The organism is Methylophilus sp. DMC18 (assembly GCF_056314005.1).
Genome location: NZ_JBQUZE010000005.1, coordinates 283,642 through 306,355, shown reverse-complemented (window position 1 = coordinate 306,355; position 22,714 = coordinate 283,642). Strand labels below are relative to the sequence as shown.

Annotated in this window: 20 protein-coding genes; 12 read left to right on the top strand and 8 right to left on the bottom strand. The window is 53.5% G+C overall.

The features are described 5' to 3' along the window. Positions 1–367: 367 nt before the first annotated feature. Together ACT53G_RS13180 and ACT53G_RS13175 are read right to left on the bottom strand one after the other, a co-directional pair. A complete protein-coding gene (locus tag ACT53G_RS13180) occupies positions 368–556 on the bottom strand; it encodes a zinc-finger domain-containing protein (protein ID WP_194749319.1) in 189 nt (62 codons plus the stop codon). A gap of 31 nt (positions 557–587) precedes the next feature. Then, entirely contained in the window at positions 588–1,505 is a 918-nt protein-coding gene (locus ACT53G_RS13175) for a branched-chain amino acid transaminase (RefSeq protein ID WP_379073770.1), read from the bottom strand. A 130-nt stretch (positions 1,506–1,635) separates the two neighbouring features. Here ACT53G_RS13175 and ACT53G_RS13170 point away from each other — a divergent pair, with 130 nt between their 5' ends. From ACT53G_RS13170 to ACT53G_RS13155, 4 genes are all read left to right on the top strand, one after another. After that, the gene (locus ACT53G_RS13170; protein WP_275356656.1) at positions 1,636–2,226 is read left to right on the top strand and encodes an SCO family protein; all 591 of its coding nucleotides are present in this window, start codon (positions 1,636–1,638) and stop codon (positions 2,224–2,226) included. Between the two features lie 164 nt (positions 2,227–2,390). Continuing rightward, the gene (gene bfr, locus ACT53G_RS13165; protein ID WP_194749316.1) at positions 2,391–2,879 is read left to right on the top strand and encodes a bacterioferritin; all 489 of its coding nucleotides are present in this window, start codon (positions 2,391–2,393) and stop codon (positions 2,877–2,879) included. Positions 2,880–2,891: 12 nt separating this feature from the next. Beyond that, positions 2,892–3,368 (top strand): bacterioferritin, encoded by a 477-nt coding sequence (gene bfr / locus ACT53G_RS13160; protein WP_194749315.1) that lies wholly within the window; start codon positions 2,892–2,894, stop codon positions 3,366–3,368. Positions 3,369–3,502: 134 nt separating this feature from the next. Beyond that, the gene (locus ACT53G_RS13155) at positions 3,503–3,730 is read left to right on the top strand and encodes a (2Fe-2S)-binding protein (RefSeq protein WP_194749314.1); all 228 of its coding nucleotides are present in this window, start codon (positions 3,503–3,505) and stop codon (positions 3,728–3,730) included. Positions 3,731–3,900: 170 nt separating this feature from the next. Here ACT53G_RS13155 and ACT53G_RS13150 read toward each other — a convergent pair whose 3' ends face one another. Further along, the gene (locus ACT53G_RS13150; protein ID WP_476169629.1) at positions 3,901–4,545 is read right to left on the bottom strand and encodes a TetR/AcrR family transcriptional regulator; all 645 of its coding nucleotides are present in this window, start codon (positions 4,543–4,545) and stop codon (positions 3,901–3,903) included. A 129-nt stretch (positions 4,546–4,674) separates the two neighbouring features. On the opposite strand from ACT53G_RS13150, the gene ACT53G_RS13145 reads away from it, so the two are divergent. The 4 genes from ACT53G_RS13145 to ACT53G_RS13130 all read left to right on the top strand — a co-directional run bounded on the left by ACT53G_RS13145 (position 4,675) and on the right by ACT53G_RS13130 (position 11,477). Further along, complete coding sequence (locus tag ACT53G_RS13145) at positions 4,675–5,850, top strand: efflux RND transporter periplasmic adaptor subunit (RefSeq protein WP_476169628.1); 1,176 nt, start codon at positions 4,675–4,677, stop codon at positions 5,848–5,850. 9 nt (positions 5,851–5,859) lie between these two features. After that, positions 5,860–8,955 carry an efflux RND transporter permease subunit gene (locus ACT53G_RS13140; protein WP_476169627.1) on the top strand — a complete coding sequence of 1,032 codons (3,096 nt, stop codon included), beginning with the start codon at positions 5,860–5,862 and terminating at the stop codon, positions 8,953–8,955. A 27-nt stretch (positions 8,956–8,982) separates the two neighbouring features. Continuing rightward, entirely contained in the window at positions 8,983–10,389 is a 1,407-nt protein-coding gene (locus ACT53G_RS13135) for an efflux transporter outer membrane subunit (RefSeq protein ID WP_476169626.1), read from the top strand. Positions 10,390–10,568: 179 nt separating this feature from the next. After that, positions 10,569–11,477: a DMT family transporter gene (locus tag ACT53G_RS13130; RefSeq protein WP_476169625.1), complete on the top strand. Its 909-nt coding sequence runs from the start codon at positions 10,569–10,571 to the stop codon at positions 11,475–11,477. Positions 11,478–11,489: 12 nt separating this feature from the next. Here the strand turns inward: ACT53G_RS13130 and ACT53G_RS13125 are convergent, their stop codons facing one another. From ACT53G_RS13125 to glyQ, 5 genes are read right to left on the bottom strand one after another with little or no spacing between them, the layout of a single operon-like run. Then, positions 11,490–12,203 carry a M48 family metallopeptidase gene (locus ACT53G_RS13125; protein WP_476169624.1) on the bottom strand — a complete coding sequence of 238 codons (714 nt, stop codon included), beginning with the start codon at positions 12,201–12,203 and terminating at the stop codon, positions 11,490–11,492. After that, complete coding sequence (locus tag ACT53G_RS13120) at positions 12,200–12,913, bottom strand: lysophospholipid acyltransferase family protein (RefSeq protein WP_476169623.1); 714 nt, start codon at positions 12,911–12,913, stop codon at positions 12,200–12,202. The genes ACT53G_RS13125 and ACT53G_RS13120 overlap by 4 nt, the downstream gene beginning before the upstream one ends. Next, a complete protein-coding gene (gene gmhB / locus ACT53G_RS13115; protein WP_194749307.1) occupies positions 12,913–13,455 on the bottom strand; it encodes a D-glycero-beta-D-manno-heptose 1,7-bisphosphate 7-phosphatase in 543 nt (180 codons plus the stop codon). The genes ACT53G_RS13120 and gmhB overlap by 1 nt, the downstream gene beginning before the upstream one ends. A 21-nt stretch (positions 13,456–13,476) precedes the next feature. Then, positions 13,477–15,576, bottom strand: a complete 2,100-nt coding sequence (gene glyS, locus ACT53G_RS13110; RefSeq protein ID WP_476169622.1) for a glycine--tRNA ligase subunit beta — start codon at positions 15,574–15,576, stop codon at positions 13,477–13,479. Next, positions 15,573–16,517 (bottom strand): glycine--tRNA ligase subunit alpha, encoded by a 945-nt coding sequence (gene glyQ, locus ACT53G_RS13105; RefSeq protein WP_275356646.1) that lies wholly within the window; start codon positions 16,515–16,517, stop codon positions 15,573–15,575. Before glyQ ends, glyS begins: the two co-directional genes overlap by 4 nt. Before the next feature lie 171 nt (positions 16,518–16,688). Here glyQ and ACT53G_RS13100 point away from each other — a divergent pair, with 171 nt between their 5' ends. The 4 genes from ACT53G_RS13100 (at position 16,689) to ACT53G_RS13085 (ending at position 22,644) form a co-directional block, all read left to right on the top strand. Beyond that, positions 16,689–17,126 (top strand): hypothetical protein, encoded by a 438-nt coding sequence (locus ACT53G_RS13100; RefSeq protein WP_379073507.1) that lies wholly within the window; start codon positions 16,689–16,691, stop codon positions 17,124–17,126. Between the two features lie 63 nt (positions 17,127–17,189). Next, complete coding sequence (locus tag ACT53G_RS13095) at positions 17,190–18,482, top strand: TolC family protein (RefSeq protein WP_476169621.1); 1,293 nt, start codon at positions 17,190–17,192, stop codon at positions 18,480–18,482. Next, positions 18,479–19,567: an efflux RND transporter periplasmic adaptor subunit gene (locus tag ACT53G_RS13090; protein ID WP_275356643.1), complete on the top strand. Its 1,089-nt coding sequence runs from the start codon at positions 18,479–18,481 to the stop codon at positions 19,565–19,567. The genes ACT53G_RS13095 and ACT53G_RS13090 overlap by 4 nt, the downstream gene beginning before the upstream one ends. 2 nt (positions 19,568–19,569) lie before the next feature. Further along, positions 19,570–22,644 (top strand): efflux RND transporter permease subunit, encoded by a 3,075-nt coding sequence (locus ACT53G_RS13085; RefSeq protein ID WP_379073504.1) that lies wholly within the window; start codon positions 19,570–19,572, stop codon positions 22,642–22,644. Positions 22,645–22,714: the final 70 nt, after the last annotated feature.

Here is a 22,714-nt window from a genome sequence, read left to right as displayed (position 1 = left end):
GTTCTCCGCATTTATCCAATGCGAAAGTGTCAACTATGTCCTCGTACACCTGTCAACCATGTCCCCGGTCTATACAGGGCAAGCAAAGAAAAGTGACTCGCCGAAGGGCGAAACAGAGCATGACATAAAACAAACACCAATCCGCGTGGGCATACATGCCCACCCTGCAACTTGAACAACGGCTTCTACATACGCCAACCATTGCGCCAGCATAGCGCATAATTTGGGAACCCTACTCCAAAGTGGAATTAAGGAAATTCAGACACCGTGTTACAGAGAAACAAAAGAATGATCTTCTAAAATCATTCCCAATCGCACAACCCAAACCTGCAACAAAAAACCCACGCGCTGCGTGGGTTTTTTTGACTTAATGGTGATGCACCTGTGTGCCGGGTTTCAACCGGTATTTCGTCCCGCAGTACGGGCAAGACACCTGCCCCGTTTTCGCCACATCCAGAAACACTCTTGGATGTGATGCCCACAAGGCCACTTCTTTGGTTGGGCAATGCAATGGCAAGTCTTTGCCGTCTACTTCAAACTCTTTGACATCAGACATTCAAACTCTCCAGCAAACAGGCAACAATTCATTAAACCAGGGTCAGCCAGTGAGCGTACTTGGCGTTTTTCCCTTTAACCACATCAAAATACATACTTTGCAGTTTTTCAGTGATCGGGCCACGGGTGCCTTCGCCAATGGCGCGGTTATCCAGTTCACGAATAGGCGTCACTTCAGCAGCAGTCCCGGTGAAGAAGGCTTCGTCAGCGCTGTAGACTTCGTCACGCGTAATGCGTTTTTCAATCACTTCCAGGCCCAGCTCTTCTTTGGCCAGGTGGATGATGGTGTCACGGGTAATGCCTTCCAGCGCAGAGGTCAGGTCTGGCGTGTACAGCTTGCCATTACGGATGATGAAAATGTTTTCACCGGAACCTTCAGCCACGAAACCGTCCACATCCAGCAACAGCGCTTCCTGGTAACCATCCTGCGCCGCTTCCTGGTGTGCCAGGATGCTGTTCATATAGTTGCCATTGGCTTTGGCTTTACACATGGTGATGTTGACGTGGTGACGCGCAAAAGAAGACGTTTTTACGCGAATGCCTTTGGTAATCGCCTCTTCGCCCATGTAAGCACCCCAGCTCCAGGCGGCAACAATGACGTGAGTAGATAAGGTTTTGGCAGAAATGCCCATGGCCTCTGCACCATAAAACGCCATTGGGCGCAGATAGCCAGAATCGAGATTATTCTCACGCACGGCAGCTCTTTGCGCTTCGGAGATGGTCGCTTTATCAAACGGCATTTTCATGCCGAGGATATGCGCACTGCGGAACAAGCGGTCTGTGTGCTCTTTGAGGCGGAAAATCGCGGTCCCCTTGTCAGTTTTGTAGGCACGCACCCCTTCAAACACGCCCATGCCATAGTGCAGGGTGTGGGTTAATACATGGGTGGTGGCGTCACGCCAGTTGACCATTTTGCCGTCGTACCAGATAACGCCGTCACGGTCTGCCATCGAACTCGGTATTGCCATTTAAACTCGCCTTTAATCCGTCAGTCATCAAAAACCAGTATTGTAAACTAATCTGTGGCCTTTTCGCCTATGCTAGAATCCATTTCAATGATGATTTACAAGGATTTTTTGCATGCCTGTGCGATTTAAGTGGCTTTATCTGGTGTTCTCGCTATTGAGCATGCTGCTGGTGGCTTGCCAGCAGGGGCCTTCTGCCCGCTTTATTGGCACCGACCTGACTGGTACCCAGTTTGGGCAGCCGCTGTCTCTGACCGATCACACGGGCAAATTGCGTCACATGAGCGACTTTAAAGGCAAGGTCGTGGTGATGTTTTTTGGTTACACGCATTGCCCGGATGTCTGCCCCACCACAATGACCGACCTGAAAAAAACCATGCAATTACTCGGTGAAAAATCCAACGATGTACAGGTGCTGTTTGTGACGGTGGACCCGGAGCGCGACACGCAAGCGGTATTGGCGCAGTTTGTCCCCGGCTTTGATGCGCGCTTTATTGGCTTGCGCGGCACCCCGGCTGAAGTGGCGGCCAATTTGAGCGAATATAAGGTGTATGCCGCCAAAGTCAGCGAGCCGGGCAAATCGGGATACACTATGGACCACAGCGCAGGCTTGTATGTGTTTGATAAGACTGGCGCACCGCGTGTTTACGAGGGCTATGGCGAGAAGCCAGAAAATATTGCGCATGACCTCTCGTTGCTGTTATAGCCATGCTGAACGGAATGATTCCCCTCAAGCGCATCAAGAACGATTTTCATTTATGTTTCTATTTAAAATATCATTTAAAATCAAATAGTTACAAAAAAATTTCAATTGCATCAATTTATTTTTGCTGTATGATGGCTAGCATCTGAAACGTGCAAGGAGCCGTCATGAAGGGCGACAAAAAAATTATAGAGATACTGAACGACTTGCTGGCAGGCGAGTTGTCCGCCACCGATCAATACCTGATTCACGGTGAAATGTATGCCGATATGGGCCTGGGCAGCCTGGCAGAGCATAGCCTGCATGAATCGCTGCACGAACGCGAACATGCACGTGCCTTGATACAGCGCATTCTGTTCCTCGAAGGCAAACCCAATCTGGCCAAGCGTGAATCACTCAATATTGGCAAGGATGTAAAATCCATGCTGGAGTCTGACCTGGCGTTGGAATACACCGTGGTCAAACACCTGAAAAAGGCCATGGAAGCCTGTGAACAAGCGCAAGATTACGTCACCCGCGAAATGTTGCTGGTGCAACTCGAAGATACCGAAATGGACCACGCCTACTGGCTGGAAAAACAGCTCAATCTGATCAAACTGGTGGGTATCGAAAACTACTGCCAGAGCCAAATGGGCAGCAGCCCTTCTGCTGCATAAGGAGTATCACGCATGCAAGGCGATAAACAAATCATTACCACCTTGAACAAGGTGCTTAAAAACCAACTGACGTCGATCAACCAATATTTTTTGCATGCGCGCATGTTCAAAAAATGGGGGCTCGAGCGACTGAATGACTACCAGTACAAACAATCCATCCGCGTCATGAAAGAAGCGGACGAGGTGATTGAACGCATTCTTTTTCTGGATGGCCTGCCTAACCTGCAAAACCTGGGCAAGTTACTCATAGGCGAAGAGGTGGTGGAATGTCTGCAGGGCGACCTGAGCTTTGAAAAAGAAGTGCAGCGCCCGCAACTGGTAGAGGCGATTGCCGAAGCCGAGAAACTGCAAGATTACGTCACACGCGACTTGTTGACCGAGTTGCTTGAAGCGTGTGAAGAAGCCATCGACTGGCTGGAAACCCAGCAAAGCCTGATCGAAGACGTGACCCTGCCGAACTACCTGCAATCACAGATTGAGTCTGATTAGCTGATACACGCTAGTGAATCATTGAATTAAGCCGCGAAAGCGGCTTTTTTTATGGCTGCAAGGAACCATATGCCGCTTGACAAAGTCACATTAAATGATAATAATTATCATTAGTGAACTTAATTAGAGGCAATATGTACGTTTGCGTGTGTAATGCAGTGACAGAGCGACAGATTCATCAAGCAGTGAAGAATGGCGCAAAAACCGTCAAGCATTTGAAAGATCAACTGGGCGTAGGGGCAGAATGCGGCAAATGTGCCAGCTGTGCCAAAGCCTGCCTGAAAGAGGCACATGCAGAACAACATCCGGGCCTGGTTAAAAAACTGATCCAGTTAACACCTGTACAATTAGGCGCCGCCTGATTACATACAGTTTCAAAAAAAGGGGCTATCAGCCCCTTTTTTATTGCCCGCTTTTGGCAAACATCACTCTTGCCAATCACGATCTTCTACGCGCGCAGAAGTGAGCTGAAAACAAATCGCAGCTCTGTTCTAATCTCTCAAAACACAGTTACTTTTAACCATCCTACTTGTTAGCTGGCGTTTAACTCGTGCTCCAGAACATACCGAATCGTCCTGCTTAACATCGGGATAGTACGTTTCAGTGAAAGGTCAGGATTCCTGATTAACCGGATAGTAAAGCCTTCAAACAAAGAAGCTATCAAATTACAAGCGGTATCTAGCGCCTCTTCTGAGATATTCATTTGCCGTTGCATCATTCCTTTACGAAAATAACTTTTGATACTTTCCATGGCCGTGGCTTCTGCACGGCGGATGATATTGGCAATTTTTGGATTGCGTGCGGCCTCGGCAATCACCTCCAGCAATAAGGGCGCATCTGGATCATAGAAAGTATCCAGCGCAGTTGTTTCAACGTCAGCAATCAGGGCATCAAAGATATCACCGTCGCCCCGGTTTTGCTCAACGCGGTTAGTAACGTTCAGTATTTTGAGCAAATCTTTTTCCACGATCGCCTCAATAATGGCCTCTTTATTCTCAAAGTAATGATAGATGTGCCCAACACTCATGCCCGAGGCTTTGGATATCTGGGACATGCTGGTGCCATGAAAGCCCTGGTTTCTAAAGCACTCAGTCGCGGCCGTCAGCACCTGGTTGCGCCGAAGGTCCGCACGGCTGTTCTGTATGTTCGAGAGGGACATGACTTCTCCTGTCATCATTAAAAATAAAAGTTGCTTTTTTAGTATTCTATATTAGAATGATCATTCAATCTAGAATGAATACTCAATCTAATTTAAGTCACCCTGAAAAAAAACCATTTTCATGGCGGTACTTAAAAGGAGAATCCTATGAAACCTACATTACAGACCATGCGCTTGGCGACGGCATTTCCGGTATTGCTCGCTTTATGTGAATTACTTACCGGCTGCCATCAGGGCGCTGCCCCTGAACCGGCAGCCCCTCCGCCAGCAGAAGTGGAAGTCATCAATCTCCAGCCACAATCGGTTAACCTGAAAACCGAGTTACCTGGGCGCACTTCCCCCTTTCTGGTTTCGGAGATCCGGCCGCAGGTCAGTGGTATTTTGCAAAAACGCTTGTTCACCGAAGGGACAGATGTCAAGGCGGGCCAACAGCTGTACCAAATTGACCCTTCCACATACAAGGCTTCATTAGACAGTGCGCAGGCAAGCCTGAATAAAGCCCAGGCGAATCTTGTGGCTGCAAAAAGCAAGGCTGAGCGTTATCACGAGCTGGCGAGCATACAAGCCGTGAGCAAGCAGGATTTAGAGGATGCGCAATCAGCGCTGGATCAGGCGCAGGCAGAGGTAGATTTGGCGAAGGCCGCATTGCAAATAGCAAAAATCAATCTGGCATATACCAGCGTCCTGGCGCCGATTTCTGGACGGGTGGCGAAATCGAACATTACACCGGGCGCCCTGGTGATTGCGAACCAGGAAACCATGCTGACCAATATCCAGCAGCTTGATCCCATTTATGTCGATGTGACCCAGTCTAGCGCTGATCTGTTGCGGCTGCGCCATGACTGGGAGAGTGGCCGCCTCAAGAAGGCAGGAGAAAATCAGGCCGAAGTGAAACTCGTCCTTGAGGATGGCAGTACCTATGCACTGACTGGCAAGCTGGCATTTGCAGACATTACCGTAAGCCAGTCGACAGGCACCGTGTCGCTGCGGGCCATATTCCCCAACCCCAAAGGCGTACTGTTACCGGGCATGTATGTGCGCGCAGTCCTGGAACAAGGCGTTGCAGAAACCGCCATCCTGGTGCCACAACGAAGCGTGAGTCGCGACGCCAAAGGGGACCCTGTCGTGTATGTGCTGGACAAGGATAGCAAGGTGCAACTCAGGAATATTCAGGCGGACAAGACGCTGGATGGCCAGTGGGTGGTACGCCAGGGCCTGAATGCAGGCGACAGACTGGTAGTGAATGGGCTGCAAAAAATACGGCCTGGAATGCCAGTAAAAATTGTGTCGACCGACAAAAGCCGCACAACCAAGCCAATATAGGGAGTCATCATGTCTAAATTTTTTATTGACCGCCCTATTTTTGCCTGGGTGATTGCGATCGTGATCATGCTGGCAGGCATACTCGCGATCCGGTCATTACCGATTGCGCAATACCCGATGATTGCACCGCCTGCGATCTCCATCACGACCACTTACCCGGGCGCCTCGGCCAAAGCGGTGGAGGACAGCGTCACGCAGGTGATCGAGCAAAAAATGAAAGGGATCGACCACCTAACCTATATGTCCTCGACCAGCGACGCTTCAGGCAGCGTCACCATTACACTGACCTTTGACGCGGGAACCGACCCGGATATTGCACAGGTACAGGTCCAGAACAAGCTCGCGCTGGCTACCCCGCTACTGCCGCAGGATGTGCAAAAACAAGGCGTGCAGGTCGCCAAAGCTTCCAATAACTTCCTCATGGTGGCTGCGTTTATCTCAGAAGACAACAGCATGTCGAGCATCGATCTGGGGGACTATGTCGGGTCGAATGTCCAGGACATTATCAGCCGGGTGAATGGCGTAGGCGATACGCAGGTTTTTGGGACCAAATATGCCATGCGCATATGGCTGGATCCGGCCAAGCTGCACAATTTTGGGCTGACGCCTGCCGAAATCAGCGCGGCGATCACAGCACAGAACGCCCAGGTGTCAGCAGGACAAATCGGTGGCATGCCTGCCAAAAAAGGGCAAGAATTAAATGCCACGGTGACGGCGCAAAGTCGTTTGCAAACACCCGAGCAGTTTGGGCAGATTTTATTAAAAAGCACCGCCAATGGGGCTGCGGTCAGATTGCAGGATGTCGCCCAAATTGAACTCGGTGGCGAAAGCTATGAGGTTGTCGCTCAATATAACGGCAAACCGGCAACAGGCCTGGCAATCAAGCTGGCAACCGGCGCCAATGCGCTGGAAACGGCTCAAGCCGTCAAGGCTAAACTGGTTGAGCTGGAGCCGTTTTTCCCGGCGGGCATGAAGGCGGTGATGCCATATGACACGACCCCCTTTGTCAAAGTCTCCATCGAGGAAGTCATCAAAACGCTGGTAGAAGCCATCATCCTGGTATTCCTGGTGATGTATCTTTTCCTGCAAAATATCCGTGCCACACTCATCCCGACCATTGCCGTGCCTGTGGTCCTGCTGGGGACATTTGCCGTGTTGTCCGCCACCGGATACTCGATCAATACGCTGACCATGTTTGCCATGGTACTGGCGATTGGCCTGCTGGTAGACGATGCCATTGTGGTGGTAGAGAACGTTGAACGCGTGATGCACGAAGAGGGACTGTCTGCCAAGGAAGCCACCAGTCGTTCCATGACGCAAATTAGTGGGGCCTTGATCGGCATCGCCCTTGTGCTCTCGGCGGTATTCGTCCCCATGGCATTTTTCGGCGGCTCTACCGGCGTCATTTACCGGCAATTCTCCATCACAATCGTATCGGCCATGGTGCTTTCAGTGCTGGTAGCCCTGATTCTGACGCCTGCCCTATGCGCCACCTTACTGAAACCACACAGCAAGACACACAACCCGTTGACGGGTGCTTTTAAGGTATTTAATCGTGGCGTGGAACTTACAACGCAAGGCAGTCAATCCGTGGTTGCCCGTATGCTGCATCGTCTTGGCCGCTACGGACTGATATATGCACTGATTGTTGTCGTGATGGCCCTATTATTTGTCCGTTTGCCGCAGGCTTTCTTGCCTGATGAAGACCAGGGTATCCTGTTTACGCAAGTGATCTTGCCTGCCGGGGCAACAACAGAGCGCACCCGGGCAGTCCTAAACAAGGTAGAGCATCATTTCCTGGCCGAACAAAAAGAGGCCGTCGCATCCGTGTTCACGGTGTCTGGCTTCAGCTTTGCGGGAAGTGGCCAGAACAATGGACTCGCCTTTGTCAGCTTGAAAGACTGGTCAGAACGTAAACGACCTGACCTGAAAATATCAGCAGTGATCGGAAAAGCCATGGGCAAATTCTCAACCATTAACGAGGCCATGGTCTTTGCATTCGGCCCGCCAGCCGTGGTCGAGTTAGGAAATGCTTCTGGTTTTGACCTCCAGTTGCAAGACCGGGCAGGCCTTGGGCATGAAGCCCTCATGCAGGCACGCAACCAACTGCTGGGGATGGCCTCGGCGAATCGCTCATTGGTCGGGGTGCGGCCAAACGGGCAGGAAGACTCACCAGAATACAAACTGGATATTGATCAAGCCAAAGCCAGTGCCCTGGGCATTTCCCTCGCGGATATCAATTCAGTGCTTTCCACCGCCTGGGGGAGCACTTACGTCAATGACTTTATGGACCGCGGCCGGGTCAAGCGTGTGTACCTGCAAGGGGCCACTTCAGCACGGATGGAACCCAAGGATTTTGATCGGTGGTATGTGAAAAATGCCAGCGGTGAAATGGTGCCATTTTCTTCATTCGCCAGCGCACACTGGGCTTATGGGTCACCCAAGCTGGAACGCTATAACGGTCAATCCTCGGTAGAAATCCTGGGGGCGCCGGCGCCCGGGCATAGTACCGGCGAGGCGATGGCCATCATGGAATCATTGGCGGCAACCCTGCCTCCCGGCATCAGCTACGAGTGGACAGGATTGTCATACCAGGAGCGCATGACCGGTTCACAAGCCCCCGCGCTGTATGCTTTATCCCTGCTCATTGTGTTTTTATGCCTCGCAGCATTGTATGAGAGTTGGTCCATTCCATTTGCAGTCATGCTGGTGGTGCCCCTGGGGGTCGTCGGCGCCTTGATTGCAGCGTCCATGCGTGGACTCTCAAACGATGTGTATTTCCAGGTTGGCTTGCTGTTGACCATAGGCCTGTCTGCCAAGAATGCCATCCTGATTGTAGAGTTTGCGAAGGAAAAAATGGAGCAAGGCAAAGAGATGACAGAGGCCACATTAGAGGCGTTAAGGTTGCGCTTCCGGCCAATTATCATGACATCGCTGGCCTTCATCCTTGGCGTGCTGCCGCTTGCCATTTCGACTGGCGCAGGCTCTGGCGCCCAAAATGCGCTGGGCACAGGCGTGATTGGCGGCATGCTCACAGCCACCGTACTGGCCATCCTGTTTGTACCGCTGTTTTTCGTGGCGGTACGCAGGGTATTCAAAGGCTAAGGTCGCTCATTAAAAGGAATAACCAACATGAATAAATCACGCTATCCCATTGTGATTGCCAGCTTGATGCTGGCAGGCTGCATCAACATGCAACCCAACTATGAAAGGCCTACCGCACCGATTCCTGCACAATGGCAGCCATCGTCAGGCCAAGCAAAACTGACGGGAGACACACTCTCGGCTGAATTGGGCTGGGAGCAGTTTTTTACCGACAACGAATTGAAAAAGTTAATCCGGCAGGCGCTGGAAAACAACCGTGACTTAAGGGTCGCCTCGCTCAATATCGAAAAGGCGCGTGCCCAATATCAGATCCAGCGGGCGGCCCTGTTTCCCAAGGTGAATGGCACGGTCAGCGGGACCAATCAACGGATGATGCTGAACTTGCCGACCGGACCCATGACATTTAACAGCCACCAGTACTCGGCAAACCTGGGATTCTCTTCCTATGAGATGGACTTTTTCGGGCGCATCAGCAGCCTGCGCGATCAGGCCGTGTATCAATACCTGTCAACAGAAGAGGCCAAGAGAAGCGCCCAGATCAGCCTGGTGTCTGAGGTGGCGAACGCCTACCTGACATTGGCCGCAGATAGTGAAAACCTGGCGCTGGCACGGGAAACCTTGCGCACCCAACAGGCGACTTTCGACTTGAGTAAACGGCAACTGGCTTTGGGCAGTATCAATGAGCTGACGCTGCGGCAAGTGGAAACCAGCGTGGAATCTGCACGAGTCAATGTCGCCAAATATATGACCCAGGTAGACCAGGATAGAAACGCGCTGGCACTACTGGTGGGTGAGCCTCCGAATATCAATCTTGAACAGGTGAACAACTTGCAGGCCGTCTCGCAAACCGCCAGCCTGCCTGATGGCCTTCCCTCTACGGTCTTGCAGAACAGGCCGGACGTGCTGGAAGCAGAGCGCACGCTTCAGGCCAATAACGCCAATATTGGTGCGGCCAGAGCAGCCTTCTTTCCGACCATTTCATTGACGGCATCCGCCGGTTTGGCCAGCCCGGAGTTGGGGAGCCTGTTTAGCGGCAATAACCATGTCTGGAGTTTTGCACCGCAAATCGTGCTACCCATCTTTAATGGCGGGTTGAACAAGGCCAACCTGAAGGTTGCCGAAGTGAGCCGGGAGATTAGCGTGGCGCAATATGAAAAAGCGATTCAAACCGCGTTCAAAGAGGTCTCTGACGCGCTGGCATTACGTGCCACGCTGGAAGAACAATTGTCGGCCCAAACGGCGCAGGTGAATGCCACGCAAAGAAGCTTTGTACTATCTCGCGCCAGATTCGAGAAAGGCCTGGATAGTTACCTGACAGTACTGGATGCACAACGTAGCTACTACGCTGCGCAACAGACGCTTATCAGCGTCAGGCTGTCGGAAGTCTCCAATCAGGTGACCTTATATAAAGTCCTGGGGGGCGGCGCATTCTGACATCAGGAGCACAAAGGAAACGCTGGCGATTGCCCCCTGACCCGCCAGCGGCCTGATCACTCGCCTCACGGACCCTTTTAGTCACTCAGGCACACAATCATCCAACATTGCCCCTAGCCAGAGAGGCTAGGCCAGCATACCATGTCAGCAAACAGGTAATCATCGTATGCAATCCCCAGATGACAGACACATCGCACGCCACTCTTACCCCATATACACTGGGGCTGTTACTTCTCCCGCCCCTGCTATGGGCAGGTAACTTTATCGCAGGCCGCGCCGTCAGCCATGAGGTGCCGCCCGTTGCTTTATCCCTGATCCGCTGGGGCCTGGCGTTTTTATGCTTGCTCCCTTTTGCGATCAAACCGTTTTTACGTGACCGCGTCCACTACCTAAATTACCGCTGGCATGTGCTAGGGACCGCAATGACGGGCGTGCTTGCGTTTAACCTGATGGTGTACTGGGGATTGCATAGCACCAGCGCAACCAACGGGATTATCCTGAATTCGTTTATTCCCTTTCTAGTCGCAATCTTTGGCGGGTTGTTTTATCAGCAACGCTTATCGACCCGTCAACTGCTCGGGCTACTGATTTCACTGATCGGCGTCCTGACGGTCGTCTCGCATGGCGATATACAAGTGCTGCGATCGCTGGCATTTGCTCCTGGCGATATGATTATTTTTGTCGCCATGATCTGCTGGGCGTTGTTTACCTTGTGGCTGAAACAGATTCCAGCGTTTATTGACCGCACCGGGCTCATGTTATGCCAGGTTCTGATTGCGCTGATTTTATTGTTACCGCTCTATATTTGGGAGAAGCAGACCGCCGTGACAACGGTAGACCATATACAAACGGTCTGGTCACTGCTTTATATTGGGATTTTTCCTTCGGTGATTGCTTTCCTGGCTTATGCCAAGGCTGTCACATTGGTCGGCTCGGTGCGCGCCAGCGTGTTTATTCATGCCATGCCGATTTTTGGCTCATTACTCTCCAGCGTATTATTGAGCGAACCCTTTCATGGCTACCAACTGGCAGGCATGCTGACGATCTTTTGTGGTATTGGGCTGGCGAACACCGGCAAGCCTCACTAAAAGCCTGATGAATCAAGCCATGCGATGCAGGATAGGCGACAGGGCCTTTAACGCTTTCTCAGCATGTTCGTATTGCGGAAACAAACTGGCCTGCACCGCATAAAACCTAGCTGAATGATTCATTTCTTTCAGATGCGCCATTTCATGACACACCACATATTGAATCACATGCGGCGGCGCCTGGATCAAGCGCCAGTTCAGGCGGATTTGCTTGCGGCTATTACAGCTCCCCCAACGGGATTTGGCATTGGAGAGTGCGACAGAAGTGATTTTTTCACCCATCTGCGCAGCAACCAACTCTACTCTGCGTTTGAAATCCGGCAAGGCTTGCTGCGCATACCATTGCAGCACTTTGCGCGCGACCCAGTCGGGATTGTTGATGTAGGGTGAACGGACCAGCAACTTGTCACCTTCGAGCGTGACTGCCTTACTGGTGGGATGCGCAACCAGGGTCAGCACAATATCCTGGCCCATAAACAACAGTGGCTCACCATCCAGCCATTGCATGGGGGCCACTTGGTTGGCCTCACGCAGGGCCAGCTTTTGCTGTATCCAGCTGGACTTTTCCTGCAAAACTTGCTGCAATTGCGAGGTAGAAATGCGCTTGGGCGCATGGACCACCAAGCCCTCGGCCGTGATTTTAAGGCCTATGGTTCTACGTGCCCGCAGATCCAGCTGGTAAGCAATCGTTTGCCCATTTGGCAGTTGCAACTGCTGCGTGATCACAACTGCTGCATCTCCGTTTCAATCCATGTTTCGACTTGCTGATTCAGTGCATCCGGCTTGAGGCCGTTGGTGGCGATGGCTGGGCCGATCACCACCTGAATCACGCCTGGATATTTAAGGATGGAGTTTTTACGCCAGTAGCGGCCTGCATTGTGCGCCACCGGCAGCACTGCGGTTTGCGTATGCGTCGCCAGCCAGGCGCCACCAATATGATACTTGGCGCGGGCACCGGGGGCGGTACGTGTGCCTTCCGGAAAAATCACCACCCACAAGCCACGCTTGAGCCGGTCTTTGCCGTGATTCACTAATTTCTTCAGCGCTTCGCGGCCACTGCTGCGGTCAATCGGAATCGAGCCCACCGCCCATAAACCCCAGCCAAAAAACGGGATCATCAGCAACTCTCTTTTGAGCACCCACACTTGCGGCGGCAAAATGGTTTGCAGGGCAATGGTCTCCCAGGCAGATTGATGTTTTGCCAGAATAATACTGGGCGTGGCCGGGATATGCTCGCGGCCACTGACTTCATAACGCAGATTGCAGGTGACCTTCAGCCACCACATCACCGCATGCGCCCAACCACTGACCCAGCGTGACCGCGTCACCGCAGGCAGCGGAATCAGCACGATTGCCAACAATGAAAATGGAATGGTCAGCACAAACAGGCCAAGGTAAAACAGCCAGGCCCGCAGATACAGCAGCACCGTTTGCATTACTTGTCCCCGGCGATGATGTGCTGTACCGCAGCGGCCAAATCAGCCACCACAATCGTGTTTGCAGGCACTTCGGACAAGTTATAGGTTTCTTCGCCCTTGCCGGTGCGCACCAGGTAAGGCTGGCAACCGGCTTTGGCGAAGGCCTGCAAATCTCGCAAGGCATCGCCCACGCCCGGCACTTTGGTCAGTTCGACATTAAAACGGCGGCTGATTTCTTCCAGCATGCCGGTCTTGGGCTTGCGGCAGTCACAATGGGCATCGGCCGCATGTGGGCAATAAAAGACGGCGTCAATACGGCCACCGACTTGCGCCAAGGCTTTATGCATTTTGTCGTGGATGGCATTGAGCGTGGCCATATCAAAATAGCCGCGCGCGATGCCCGACTGATTCGTCGCCACCGCCACCCGATAGCCATGCTGGTTGAGCAGCGCAATCGCCTCCAGGCTCCCCGGAATCGGAATCCATTCGTTAGGATTTTTGATAAAGGTCGCGCTGTCGCGGTTAATCACGCCGTCACGATCAAGAATGACGAGTTTCATGGCTACACTCCTGACGGCTGTTTAGCTGGCCAACTTGGACAAGTCAGCCACACGGTTCATGGCCTGATGCAAGGTCGCCAGCAGTCCCAGACGATTGGCTTTCAAGGCAGGGTCCTCGGCATTCACCATAACCTCATCAAAGAAAGTATCCACCGGAGCCTTAAGCACGGCCAGTGCCTGTAACGAAGCGGTGTAATCGCCTGCTTCAAACAGCTGATCCGCTTTAGGCTTGGTGTCAGCCAGGGCCTGATACAAGGCTTTTTCAGCCGCCTCTTGCAACAAACTGTCGTTCACTTCGGCCTTAACATCCCCTTCAACTTTCTTGAGGATATTCGACACACGCTTATTGGCAGCCGCTAGCGCAGGCGCTTCTGCCAAATTGGCAAACGCTTGCACGGCACTTAACCGGCGCGGCACTTCTGCCAGCTGGTTCGGTGACAAGGACAATACCGCATCCACCTCTTGCGCAGTCGCACCCTGGTCACGCAGGTTTACCGCCAGACGGTCAAAGCAGAAAGCCTGGATGGCTTCTGCCACCTCAGCATCCCCATGAAAGACGCTCAGCGTTTGTGCGATTAACTGGTCAAAGGCCAACGGCAAATCGGTTTCCATCAGCATACGCAAAATGCCCAGGGCCTGACGGCGCAAGGCAAATGGGTCTTTATCGCCAGTCGGCTTCTCGCCGATGCTGAACAAGCCGACCAAGGTTTCCAGCTTATCTGCCAACGCCACCACCACACCTACCTGGCTGCGTGGTAACTCATCACCGGCAAAGCGTGGGCGGTAGTGGTCTTCTATCGCATATGCCACGTCATCGGCCAAGCCTTCATGCTGGGCGTAATAGCGGCCCATAATGCCTTGCAATTCAGGGAACTCGCCGACCATATCGGTCAGCAGGTCAGCCTTGGACAAGCGCGCAGCTTGCGCCACTTTGGCGACAAAACCGTCGCCGCCGATGTGTTGCGCAATGGCGGTGGCAATGGTCACCACGCGCTCATTGCGCTCGCCTTGCGAGCCGAGCTTGTTGTGGTAAACCACTCTCGCCAAGCCAGCCAGACGGCTTTCCAGCGTCTTTTTGCGATCCTGGTCAAAGAAGAACTTGGCATCGGCCAGACGCGGACGCACCACGCGCTCGTTACCGCCAATCACCTTGCTAGGATCGGCCGGATTAATATTGGACACAATTAAAAATTTATTTGTCAGCTTGCCGTTGACATCCAGCAGCGGGAAGTATTTCTGGTTGGCCTTCATGGTCAGGATCAGGCACTCTTGCGGCACCGCCAGAAACTCTTCTTCAAACTGGCCCAGCAATACATTCGGACGCTCCACCAGGGCAGTGACCTCATCCAGCAGGTCGTCATCGTCAATCGGCGTCAAGCCTTGCTTTTGAGCAGCGGCTTGCAATTGCTGCACAATCTCTGCACGGCGCGCATCAAAACTCGCAATCACCGCCCCTTCATCCGCCAGTTGTTGCGCATAGGTGTCGGCAGACGTGAGCGTCACCACCGGATTTTTCGCTTCAAAACGGTGCCCTTGCGTGGTGTTGCCTGCCGTCAATCCCAGGGTTGAAATCGGCACAACGGTATCGCCATGCAAGGCGACCAAGCCATGCGCCGGCCGCACAAAATGAACACTTTCCCAGCCATCATTGATCTGGTAAGTCATCACTTTGGGAATAGGCAATTTGGCTAGCGTTTCATCCAGCGCTTTTTGCAAGCCTTCTTGCAAGGTCGCCCCCGCTTGAGTGGCATCCAGAAACAGAATATCGGCCTTGCCATCGTGCTCCTTACGCAATTTGGCAACTGCGCTTTCGTTCTCGCCCAAGGCCTGCAACTTCTTCACTAATGCCGGCGTTGCATGCCCGTTGGCATCAAGACCAACGGTTGCTGGCATCAGTTTCTGCGCGACTTGCTTGTCCGCCGCTTTTTCGGATACCTGTGTGATATGTGCGGCTAAACGACGGGGTGACGCAAAGGAGGTGACTACACTGCCCTCTGCCACCAGGCCAGAAGCTTTCAGGCTCTCGGCCAGCACACTACTAAACGACTCGCCCAGTTTTTTCAGTGCTTTGGGCGGCAGCTCTTCTACAAATAATTCAACTAACAGATTGCGGGTACTCATGCGGCGGCTTTCTTGTTTTGTTCGGCTTGTTCGCTTTCCAGTTTGGCGATGACTTCATCCGCCCAGGCTTTAGGCGCCATCGGGAAGCCCAGTCGGGCGCGACTATCGAGATAGCTGGCGGCCACGGCGCGCGCCAGGTTGCGGATACGGCCAATATAAGCGGCACGCTCGGTGACGGAAATGGCACCGCGCGCATCCAGCAGGTTAAAAGTATGCGCGGCTTTGAGCACTTGTTCGTACGCCGGCAGCGCGAGCTTCACCTCCATCAAATGCTTGGCCTGTTTCTCATGCGCATTAAAGGCCGTGAACAGGAAATCCGCATCAGAATGCTCAAAGTTATAAGTCGATTGTTCCACTTCATTCTGGTGGAACACATCACCGTATTTCACGCCGGGCGAGTATTCGAGGTCATAGACGTTTTCCACGCCTTGCAGGTACATGGCCAACCGCTCCAGACCGTAGGTAATCTCACCGGTGATGGGTTTGCAGTTAATACCGCCTACTTGCTGAAAATAGGTGAATTGCGTCACTTCCATGCCGTTGAGCCAGACTTCCCAGCCCAGCCCCCAAGCGCCCAGCGTCGGGTTTTCCCAATCATCTTCGACAAAACGGATATCGTTTTCTTTCAGATTAAACCCCAGTGCCTCAAGTGAGCCGAGGTAGAGCTCCAGGATATTGGCCGGGGCGGGCTTCAGTACCACCTGAAATTGGTAGTAATGCTGCAAACGGTTTGGGTTTTCGCCATAGCGACCATCTTTGGGGCGGCGGCTAGGCTGCACATAGGCGGCTTTCCAGGGCTCAGGGCCCAAGGCGCGCAAAAAGGTTGCGGTGTGGCTGGTACCAGCGCCCACTTCCATATCGTAAGGTTGCAACAAAGTGCAGCCTTGTTTGTCCCAGTATTCCTGAAGCTTTAAAATAATTTGCTGAAAGGTCAGTACCATGACGCCTGATCCAGATAAATGTAAAACCAATATTTTACCTGATTCAGCCCGGGTAAAGAAATTGCATTCAGGCCTTGTCCAGCTACCTGGCAGCCCCATTTGAAGAGTTGAATGCTTTTTTTACGGCTTTTTGCGATTGTGGCATTCACTGAATTTTGTTAGATTGAGAAGATGAGCACTTATCGCACATGGGTATTGTTGTTGACGCTATGGTTTGCCTTGCTGCAAACCGTCGCGCCGCTCATGCACGCCCATGCTGCTGGCGATACCGCGGCGGATGACGGTCCGCACATGCACATGGTTGATATCCCCGCCCTGCATACTCAGGCCGAAGCTTCCAAGCACCCTTTTCACTGGCATGTACACTCCAACAAATCGCACGGTCAAATCATCGGCTTAGGCCAAGCCATCAGCGAAAGCAATCCGCTGTCATCACTGATAGATGCCTATGCCAGCTTTTGGCTGCCCGCCGCCATTTTGCCCGCACTACTGTTGCTGGCAATCGCGCTGCAACGATCTGAAAAACCTTTTGAGCGACACCGTCAGGAACGCGCTCCGTCCAGTCTCACTCTCGCCTGCCACGCCCCACGCGCACCGCCTTACGCCTGAATAAATACGCGTAGCACCGGTTGGCATTAGCCATCCGTTTGCCTGTTTTATTCAGGAGTCTCTATGTTTCATTTAGTTAGGGGAGTCAACCGCTCCCTGCTGATCGCCTGGCTTGCCGCCTGCGGCGTCTGGCTTGCGCAACCAGCGCTGGCCGAGAAATTGCCCGCCAGTGTCGCCCAGCATCCTACCGAGCACGAAGATACCGTGGCGCTCAATGCACGCCTGTCACTGCACGAGGTTTTGCAGCAGGTGGTGGCCATTCACCCGCAACAAGCCTTGCTGGCCGCGCATCAGCAAATGGTCAACGCACGCAAAATCATGGCAAAAAGCTGGTTGCCCCTGGCACCTAGCGTCGGTTTCTCTCATCAAAACGATGCCTGGCTGAGTGATCGCGATGAGCGCGAATGGCAAGCACAAATGCAAATCCCGATCTGGCTACCGGGGCAACGCGAAGCGCGTAGCCAGGTGGCCAGTTTGGCTGATAACAGCCTGTCACAGGACCAGGCCAGCCTGCAACAACTGGCGGCAGACTTGTTGCGCAATGCAGTTTGGGAGATTGCCATGCGCCGTAATGAGTTACGTCTGGCAGAAAGCAGACGCGACACCTTGCGCAGCATTGCCGAGGATGTGCAAAAACGCTTTCGGGCGGGAGAAGTGGCCAAACTCGAGGTGATGCAAACCAGCCAGGAAACCTTGCAGGCTGAGCGCTTGTGGATCACGGCCCAGGCAGAACTCATGCATGCGCAATTTCGCTACCAGCAGTTGACCGGCCTGAATGAAATGCCAGCCCGCCTCGAAGAATCCCTCTCCAGCCGTGAAGGCTATACAGAATCCCCGTTTTGGCTGGCAGCCCAAGCAAAAGTCAAGCTGGCAGAAGGGCAGCGTGACCTGACCATGATAGAGCAGCGGCAAAACCCGACGCTCACGGTGAATACGCGCACCATACAGGGTGGTTTTGATAGCAAATTCAATGGCAGCATGGGGCTTTATGTCAACATCCCGCTGCAAAGCGAAGTGCAGCGTGCGCCCCTGATTGCCAATGCAGAACAAAATATCGGCGATGCCCGCACGCAACTGGAAACCCTGCGCCGCCAGCTCGAAAACAGCCTGCACGAGGCTGAGCACAACCTGCATGTCAGCCGCCAGGAGCTCGCCGTCATCGAGCAACAACAAGCCATCGCCAGTGAAAATTTTGCGCTGGCACGCAAAGCCTATCGGCTGGGCGAGCTTGACCTCAACCAATTATTACGCCTGCAACTGCTGGCTTTTGAAGCTGAACGCAGTTTGAGCAGCCAGCAACTTCAAGTGCAATGGAATATCGCCAAATACAATCAGGCCGTAGGAGTCCTCCCATGAAAAAAATACTGTTATTCACGCTCGCGGCTTGCTTGTCCTTGAACACCTTGGCGGCCACACGCTTGCCACTGACCGCGTCACAACTGCAGCAAATGCAGGTGCAATGGGGGCCGTTGAAAGCCCAGCAAACCGGTCTTTCTGCCAGCTATCCCGCAGAAGTCGTCTTGCCGCCCACGCAAACACGCGTCGTCACCGCGCCGCAAGCCGGCCTGATTACCAAACTGAATGTCAGTGTCGGCGATAGCGTGAAACAAGGCCAGGTCATTGGCCAGCTCAGCAGCCCAGACCTGATCGCCTTGCAAAGCAATTATCTGCAAGCAGAAACCCAGGCCAGACTGCATGAGCAAGCCCTCAAACGTGACCAGGAATTGTTCAAGGACGGCATTATTGCCCAGCGCCGGATGCAGGAAACCCAAAGCGCCTATGAAACCAGCCAGGCGCTCATGCATGAGCGGCAACAAACCCTCAAGCTGTCGGGCCTGAGCGAAACGCAAATCCATCAACTGGCGCAAAAACGCAGCATGCAAAACGGCATGGTCATTATTGCGCCTATCAGCGGCCAAATCATGGATCAGCAGCAATCCGTAGGCGCACGCGTGGATATGGCCATGCCGATTTTCACGATCATGAATCCCAAGCCGTTATGGCTAATGATGCAGCTGCCGATGACTCAGGCCAGCACACTGACGCCTGGCACAGCCGTCAAATTGCCCAAGTTGGGGCTGAGCGCCAAAGTTGAAACCGTGTTGCGCAAGCTCAACAAAAACAACCAAACAACGCAAGTCCGTGCCGTGATTAGCGAAGGCGCCGAGCAACTGTCTATCGGGCAAATCGTAGATGTGGCGCTGGTTGAGCATACGACACAACACAGTTTTGCCGTCCCGAGAACGGCGGTGGCCCGCCAGGGCGAACAGGCCCTGATTTTTGTGCAACAAGCCAACGGCGTGACCGTCATGCCCGTCAACATTCTGCTGGAAGAAGACCAACAGCTCATTATCAAAGCCGATTTAACCGGCAATGAACGCATCGCCACGCATGGCGTAGCCGCCTTAAAAGGCTATTGGCTGGGCATGGGGGGAGAATAAGCATGTTGAACTGGCTCATTGAAACCTCGCTCAAGCAGCGGCTATTGGTGTGCGTGTTTGCGATCGGCCTGCTGTTCGCAGGCTGGACCGCTTATCAGACCATTGCCATTGATGCCTTCCCGGACGTCTCTTCGACGCAAGTCAAAATTATCATCAAATCACCGGGCATGACGCCTGAAGAAGTTGAGACGCGAATTACCGCGCCAATTGAAGTCGAGATGCTGGGCATCCCCAAACAAACCAGTTTACGTGCGGTGGCGAAATATGCCCTGACCGACATCACCATCGACTTTGAAGACGGCACCGATATCTACTGGGCGCGCCAGCAGGTCACTGAGCGGCTCAACAATGCCTGGCCCAACTTGCCCGCCGAGATTTCTGGCGGTATCGCCCCCATGACCACTCCGCTCGGCGAAATGTTCATGTTCACCATAGAGTCGGACACGCTCAGCCTGCAGGAAAAGCGCTCGCTCCTGGACTGGGTGATTCGTCCACGTTTGCGCACCGTGCCTGGCGTGGCCGATGTCAATGCCCTGGGCGGACTGGTGCGCAGCTTTGAAATCGTGCCGGATAACACCAAGCTGCAGGCACGTGGCGTCGCCTTGAGCGAACTGCAACAAGCCATCAGCGAAAACAACCGCAACGATGGAGCAGGCCGCCTCAAGGATGGCGAAGAGTCTTTACTGGTACGTGCTGAAGGCGCCTTCAAGACGCTGGATGATGTGCGCCATACCGTGCTCAAAGGTCACCAGGGCAGCCCCATACGCATCGCGGATGTTGCCGAAGTCCGCATCGGGGAATTGACCCGTTACGGTGCCGTCAGCCGTAACGGTAAAGGTGAAGCGGTGGAAGGCCTGGTGTTGGGCTTGAGGGGCGCGAACGCCAGACAAGTGGTGGAAGGCGTACGTGCCAAACTGGATGAAATCGCCCCCACCCTCCCCAAGGGCGTCAATATTCATGTGTTTTATGACCGTGGTAATCTGGTCGAACACGCGGTACACACGGTGAACAAGGCGCTGATGGAAGCGGTAGTGCTGGTGCTGATTTTACTGGTACTGTTTTTAGGAAACCTGCGTGCAGCGCTCACCGTTGCCTGCGCCTTGCCCCTGGCCATGCTCGCCACCTTTTGGCTCATGCAGCAATATGGCATGTCAGCCAATCTCATGTCATTGGGGGGCCTTGCCATCGCCATTGGCATGTTGGTCGACTCTGCCGTGGTGGTGGTCGAAAACATCGTCGAACATCTGGCGCACAAGCAAGCCTCACCCACCACAGATAAACTCGGCATCATTCTCGCGGCCATGCGCGAGGTCAGTGTGCCTGTCAGTGCCGGTATGATCATCATCATGACCGTATTTCTCCCCTTACTCAGTCTGCAAGGGTTGGAAGGCAAGCTGTTTGCGCCGGTGGCGCTGAGCATTATTTTCGCTCTAGGTTCATCGTTGTTGCTATCGCTCACCATTATTCCGGTACTGGCCTCGTTCCTCATCCGCGACCAGGCCAACGAAGAGCCATGGTTGATCCGGCACCTCAATCACTGGTATGCCAGCGCACTGAACACGGCCATGCAACATAAGCGCCCTGTGCTTTTAGCCGCGGTTATCCTGCTGGTGCTCACCGGCGCCGTCTATCCGCTGATCGGCAAAACCTTTATGCCCACCATGGATGAAGGCGACATCATCATCGGCACCGAAAAACTGCCCTCTATCTCGCTGCAACAAAGCATCGCAACAGATAACCATCTGCAACAAACCCTGCTACAACAAGTGCCAGAACTCGAAGGCGTTTACTCCAGGGCGGGCGCTGATGAACTGGGCCTGGACCCGATGGGCGTGAATCAGACCGATAATTTTCTGGTGCTCAAACCGCGTGACCAATGGCAAGTGCCAGACAAAGCCACGCTGATCGAAAAGCTACGCCAGGTCATGCACAGCATTCCAGGCCTGGATTACAACTTCACGCAACCGATCGAAATGCGCGTAAACGAAATGATCCTCGGTGTGCGTGGTGATTTGGCGCTCAAAATCTTTGGGACAGACCTCAACGTACTTGACCAGAAAGCGCAGCAAATCATCAAAGTGCTTGAATCCATCCCGGGCAATCAGGATGTCTATACCCCGCAAAACAGTGGCGTGCAATATTTGCAAATCAAGATAGACCGCGTCGCCGCCGGCCGACTCGGCCTTAGCGTGGCGGACATCAACACCCTGCTGCAAAGCCAGCTCGAAGGCAAATTGCTGGGTATCGTGCTGGAAGGCAACCGCCGCACCCCGATCTTGCTGCGCGGCAGCCAGATCGTGCGCGAATCCGCCGCCGACTTCAGCCAGCTCATGCTGGCGCTGCCACAAGGCGATACCGTCCCCCTTTCCAGCGTCGCCCACGTCGTGCGCGAAGAAGGCCCGGTCAAGATAGACCGCGAACGCGGCAACCGCATGGTCGTCGTCACCGCCAATGTCAAAGGGCGCGATCTGGTCAGCTTTGTAGAAGAAGCCAAGCAAAAAGTGGCACAGCAAGTAACGCTACCCGAAGGCTACTGGCTGAAATGGGGCGGCCAGTTTGAAAACCAGCAACGTGCCGCCGCACGGCTTAGCATCGTCATCCCGATTGCGGTCACACTGATTGCCCTGCTGCTGTTCATGACCTTCGGCTCCCTGCCCAAAGCCCTGCTCATACTCGCCAACATCCCATTTGCCATGATCGGTGGCGTATTCGCACTGTGGCTGTCAGGTGAATACCTGTCTGTCCCAGCCTCGGTCGGCTTTATCGCGCTGCTAGGGATCGCCGTACTAAATGGCGTCGTGATGGTCAGTCACTTCCAACACCTGGCTGAACAAGGGATGGCCGCCAGCCTCATCGCCTACGAAGGCGCCAAACGCCGCCTACGGCCAGTACTCATGACCGCCAGCATCACCGCCTTTGGCTTGATTCCCTTATTGTTTGCCACCGGACCAGGCGCTGAGATTCAACGGCCATTAGCCATTGTGGTGATTGGTGGCCTCATCACAGCGACCTTTTTAACATTGTTTGTCTTGCCGATTTTGTATCAGCACTTTTTTGGTAGGGAAAAGAGGGGTTAAATGAGCAAGCAATTCTTCTTCGCCTTGATGTTTGGCTGACTAGTCAGGCAATCTTTTCGCCTTTAGACCA

Bases quoted from the DNA above. Each gene is read 5' to 3' on its own strand.
- ACT53G_RS13180 (WP_194749319.1), bottom strand. From the start codon at position 556: ATGTCTGATGTCAAAGAGTTTGAAGTAGACGGCAAAGACTTGCCATTG.
- ACT53G_RS13175 (WP_379073770.1), bottom strand. From the start codon at position 1,505: ATGGCAGACCGTGACGGCGTTATCTGGTACGACGGCAAAATGGTCAAC.
- ACT53G_RS13170 (WP_275356656.1), top strand. From the start codon at position 1,636: ATGCCTGTGCGATTTAAGTGGCTTTATCTGGTGTTCTCGCTATTGAGC.
- bfr (WP_194749316.1), top strand. From the start codon at position 2,391: ATGAAGGGCGACAAAAAAATTATAGAGATACTGAACGACTTGCTGGCA.
- bfr (WP_194749315.1), top strand. From the start codon at position 2,892: ATGCAAGGCGATAAACAAATCATTACCACCTTGAACAAGGTGCTTAAA.
- ACT53G_RS13155 (WP_194749314.1), top strand. From the start codon at position 3,503: ATGTACGTTTGCGTGTGTAATGCAGTGACAGAGCGACAGATTCATCAA.
- ACT53G_RS13150 (WP_476169629.1), bottom strand. From the start codon at position 4,545: ATGATGACAGGAGAAGTCATGTCCCTCTCGAACATACAGAACAGCCGT.
- ACT53G_RS13145 (WP_476169628.1), top strand. From the start codon at position 4,675: ATGAAACCTACATTACAGACCATGCGCTTGGCGACGGCATTTCCGGTA.
- ACT53G_RS13140 (WP_476169627.1), top strand. From the start codon at position 5,860: ATGTCTAAATTTTTTATTGACCGCCCTATTTTTGCCTGGGTGATTGCG.
- ACT53G_RS13135 (WP_476169626.1), top strand. From the start codon at position 8,983: ATGAATAAATCACGCTATCCCATTGTGATTGCCAGCTTGATGCTGGCA.
- ACT53G_RS13130 (WP_476169625.1), top strand. From the start codon at position 10,569: ATGACAGACACATCGCACGCCACTCTTACCCCATATACACTGGGGCTG.
- ACT53G_RS13120 (WP_476169623.1), bottom strand. From the start codon at position 12,913: ATGCAAACGGTGCTGCTGTATCTGCGGGCCTGGCTGTTTTACCTTGGC.
- gmhB (WP_194749307.1), bottom strand. From the start codon at position 13,455: ATGAAACTCGTCATTCTTGATCGTGACGGCGTGATTAACCGCGACAGC.
- glyS (WP_476169622.1), bottom strand. From the start codon at position 15,576: ATGAGTACCCGCAATCTGTTAGTTGAATTATTTGTAGAAGAGCTGCCG.
- glyQ (WP_275356646.1), bottom strand. From the start codon at position 16,517: ATGGTACTGACCTTTCAGCAAATTATTTTAAAGCTTCAGGAATACTGG.
- ACT53G_RS13100 (WP_379073507.1), top strand. From the start codon at position 16,689: ATGAGCACTTATCGCACATGGGTATTGTTGTTGACGCTATGGTTTGCC.
- ACT53G_RS13095 (WP_476169621.1), top strand. From the start codon at position 17,190: ATGTTTCATTTAGTTAGGGGAGTCAACCGCTCCCTGCTGATCGCCTGG.
- ACT53G_RS13090 (WP_275356643.1), top strand. From the start codon at position 18,479: ATGAAAAAAATACTGTTATTCACGCTCGCGGCTTGCTTGTCCTTGAAC.
- ACT53G_RS13085 (WP_379073504.1), top strand. From the start codon at position 19,570: ATGTTGAACTGGCTCATTGAAACCTCGCTCAAGCAGCGGCTATTGGTG.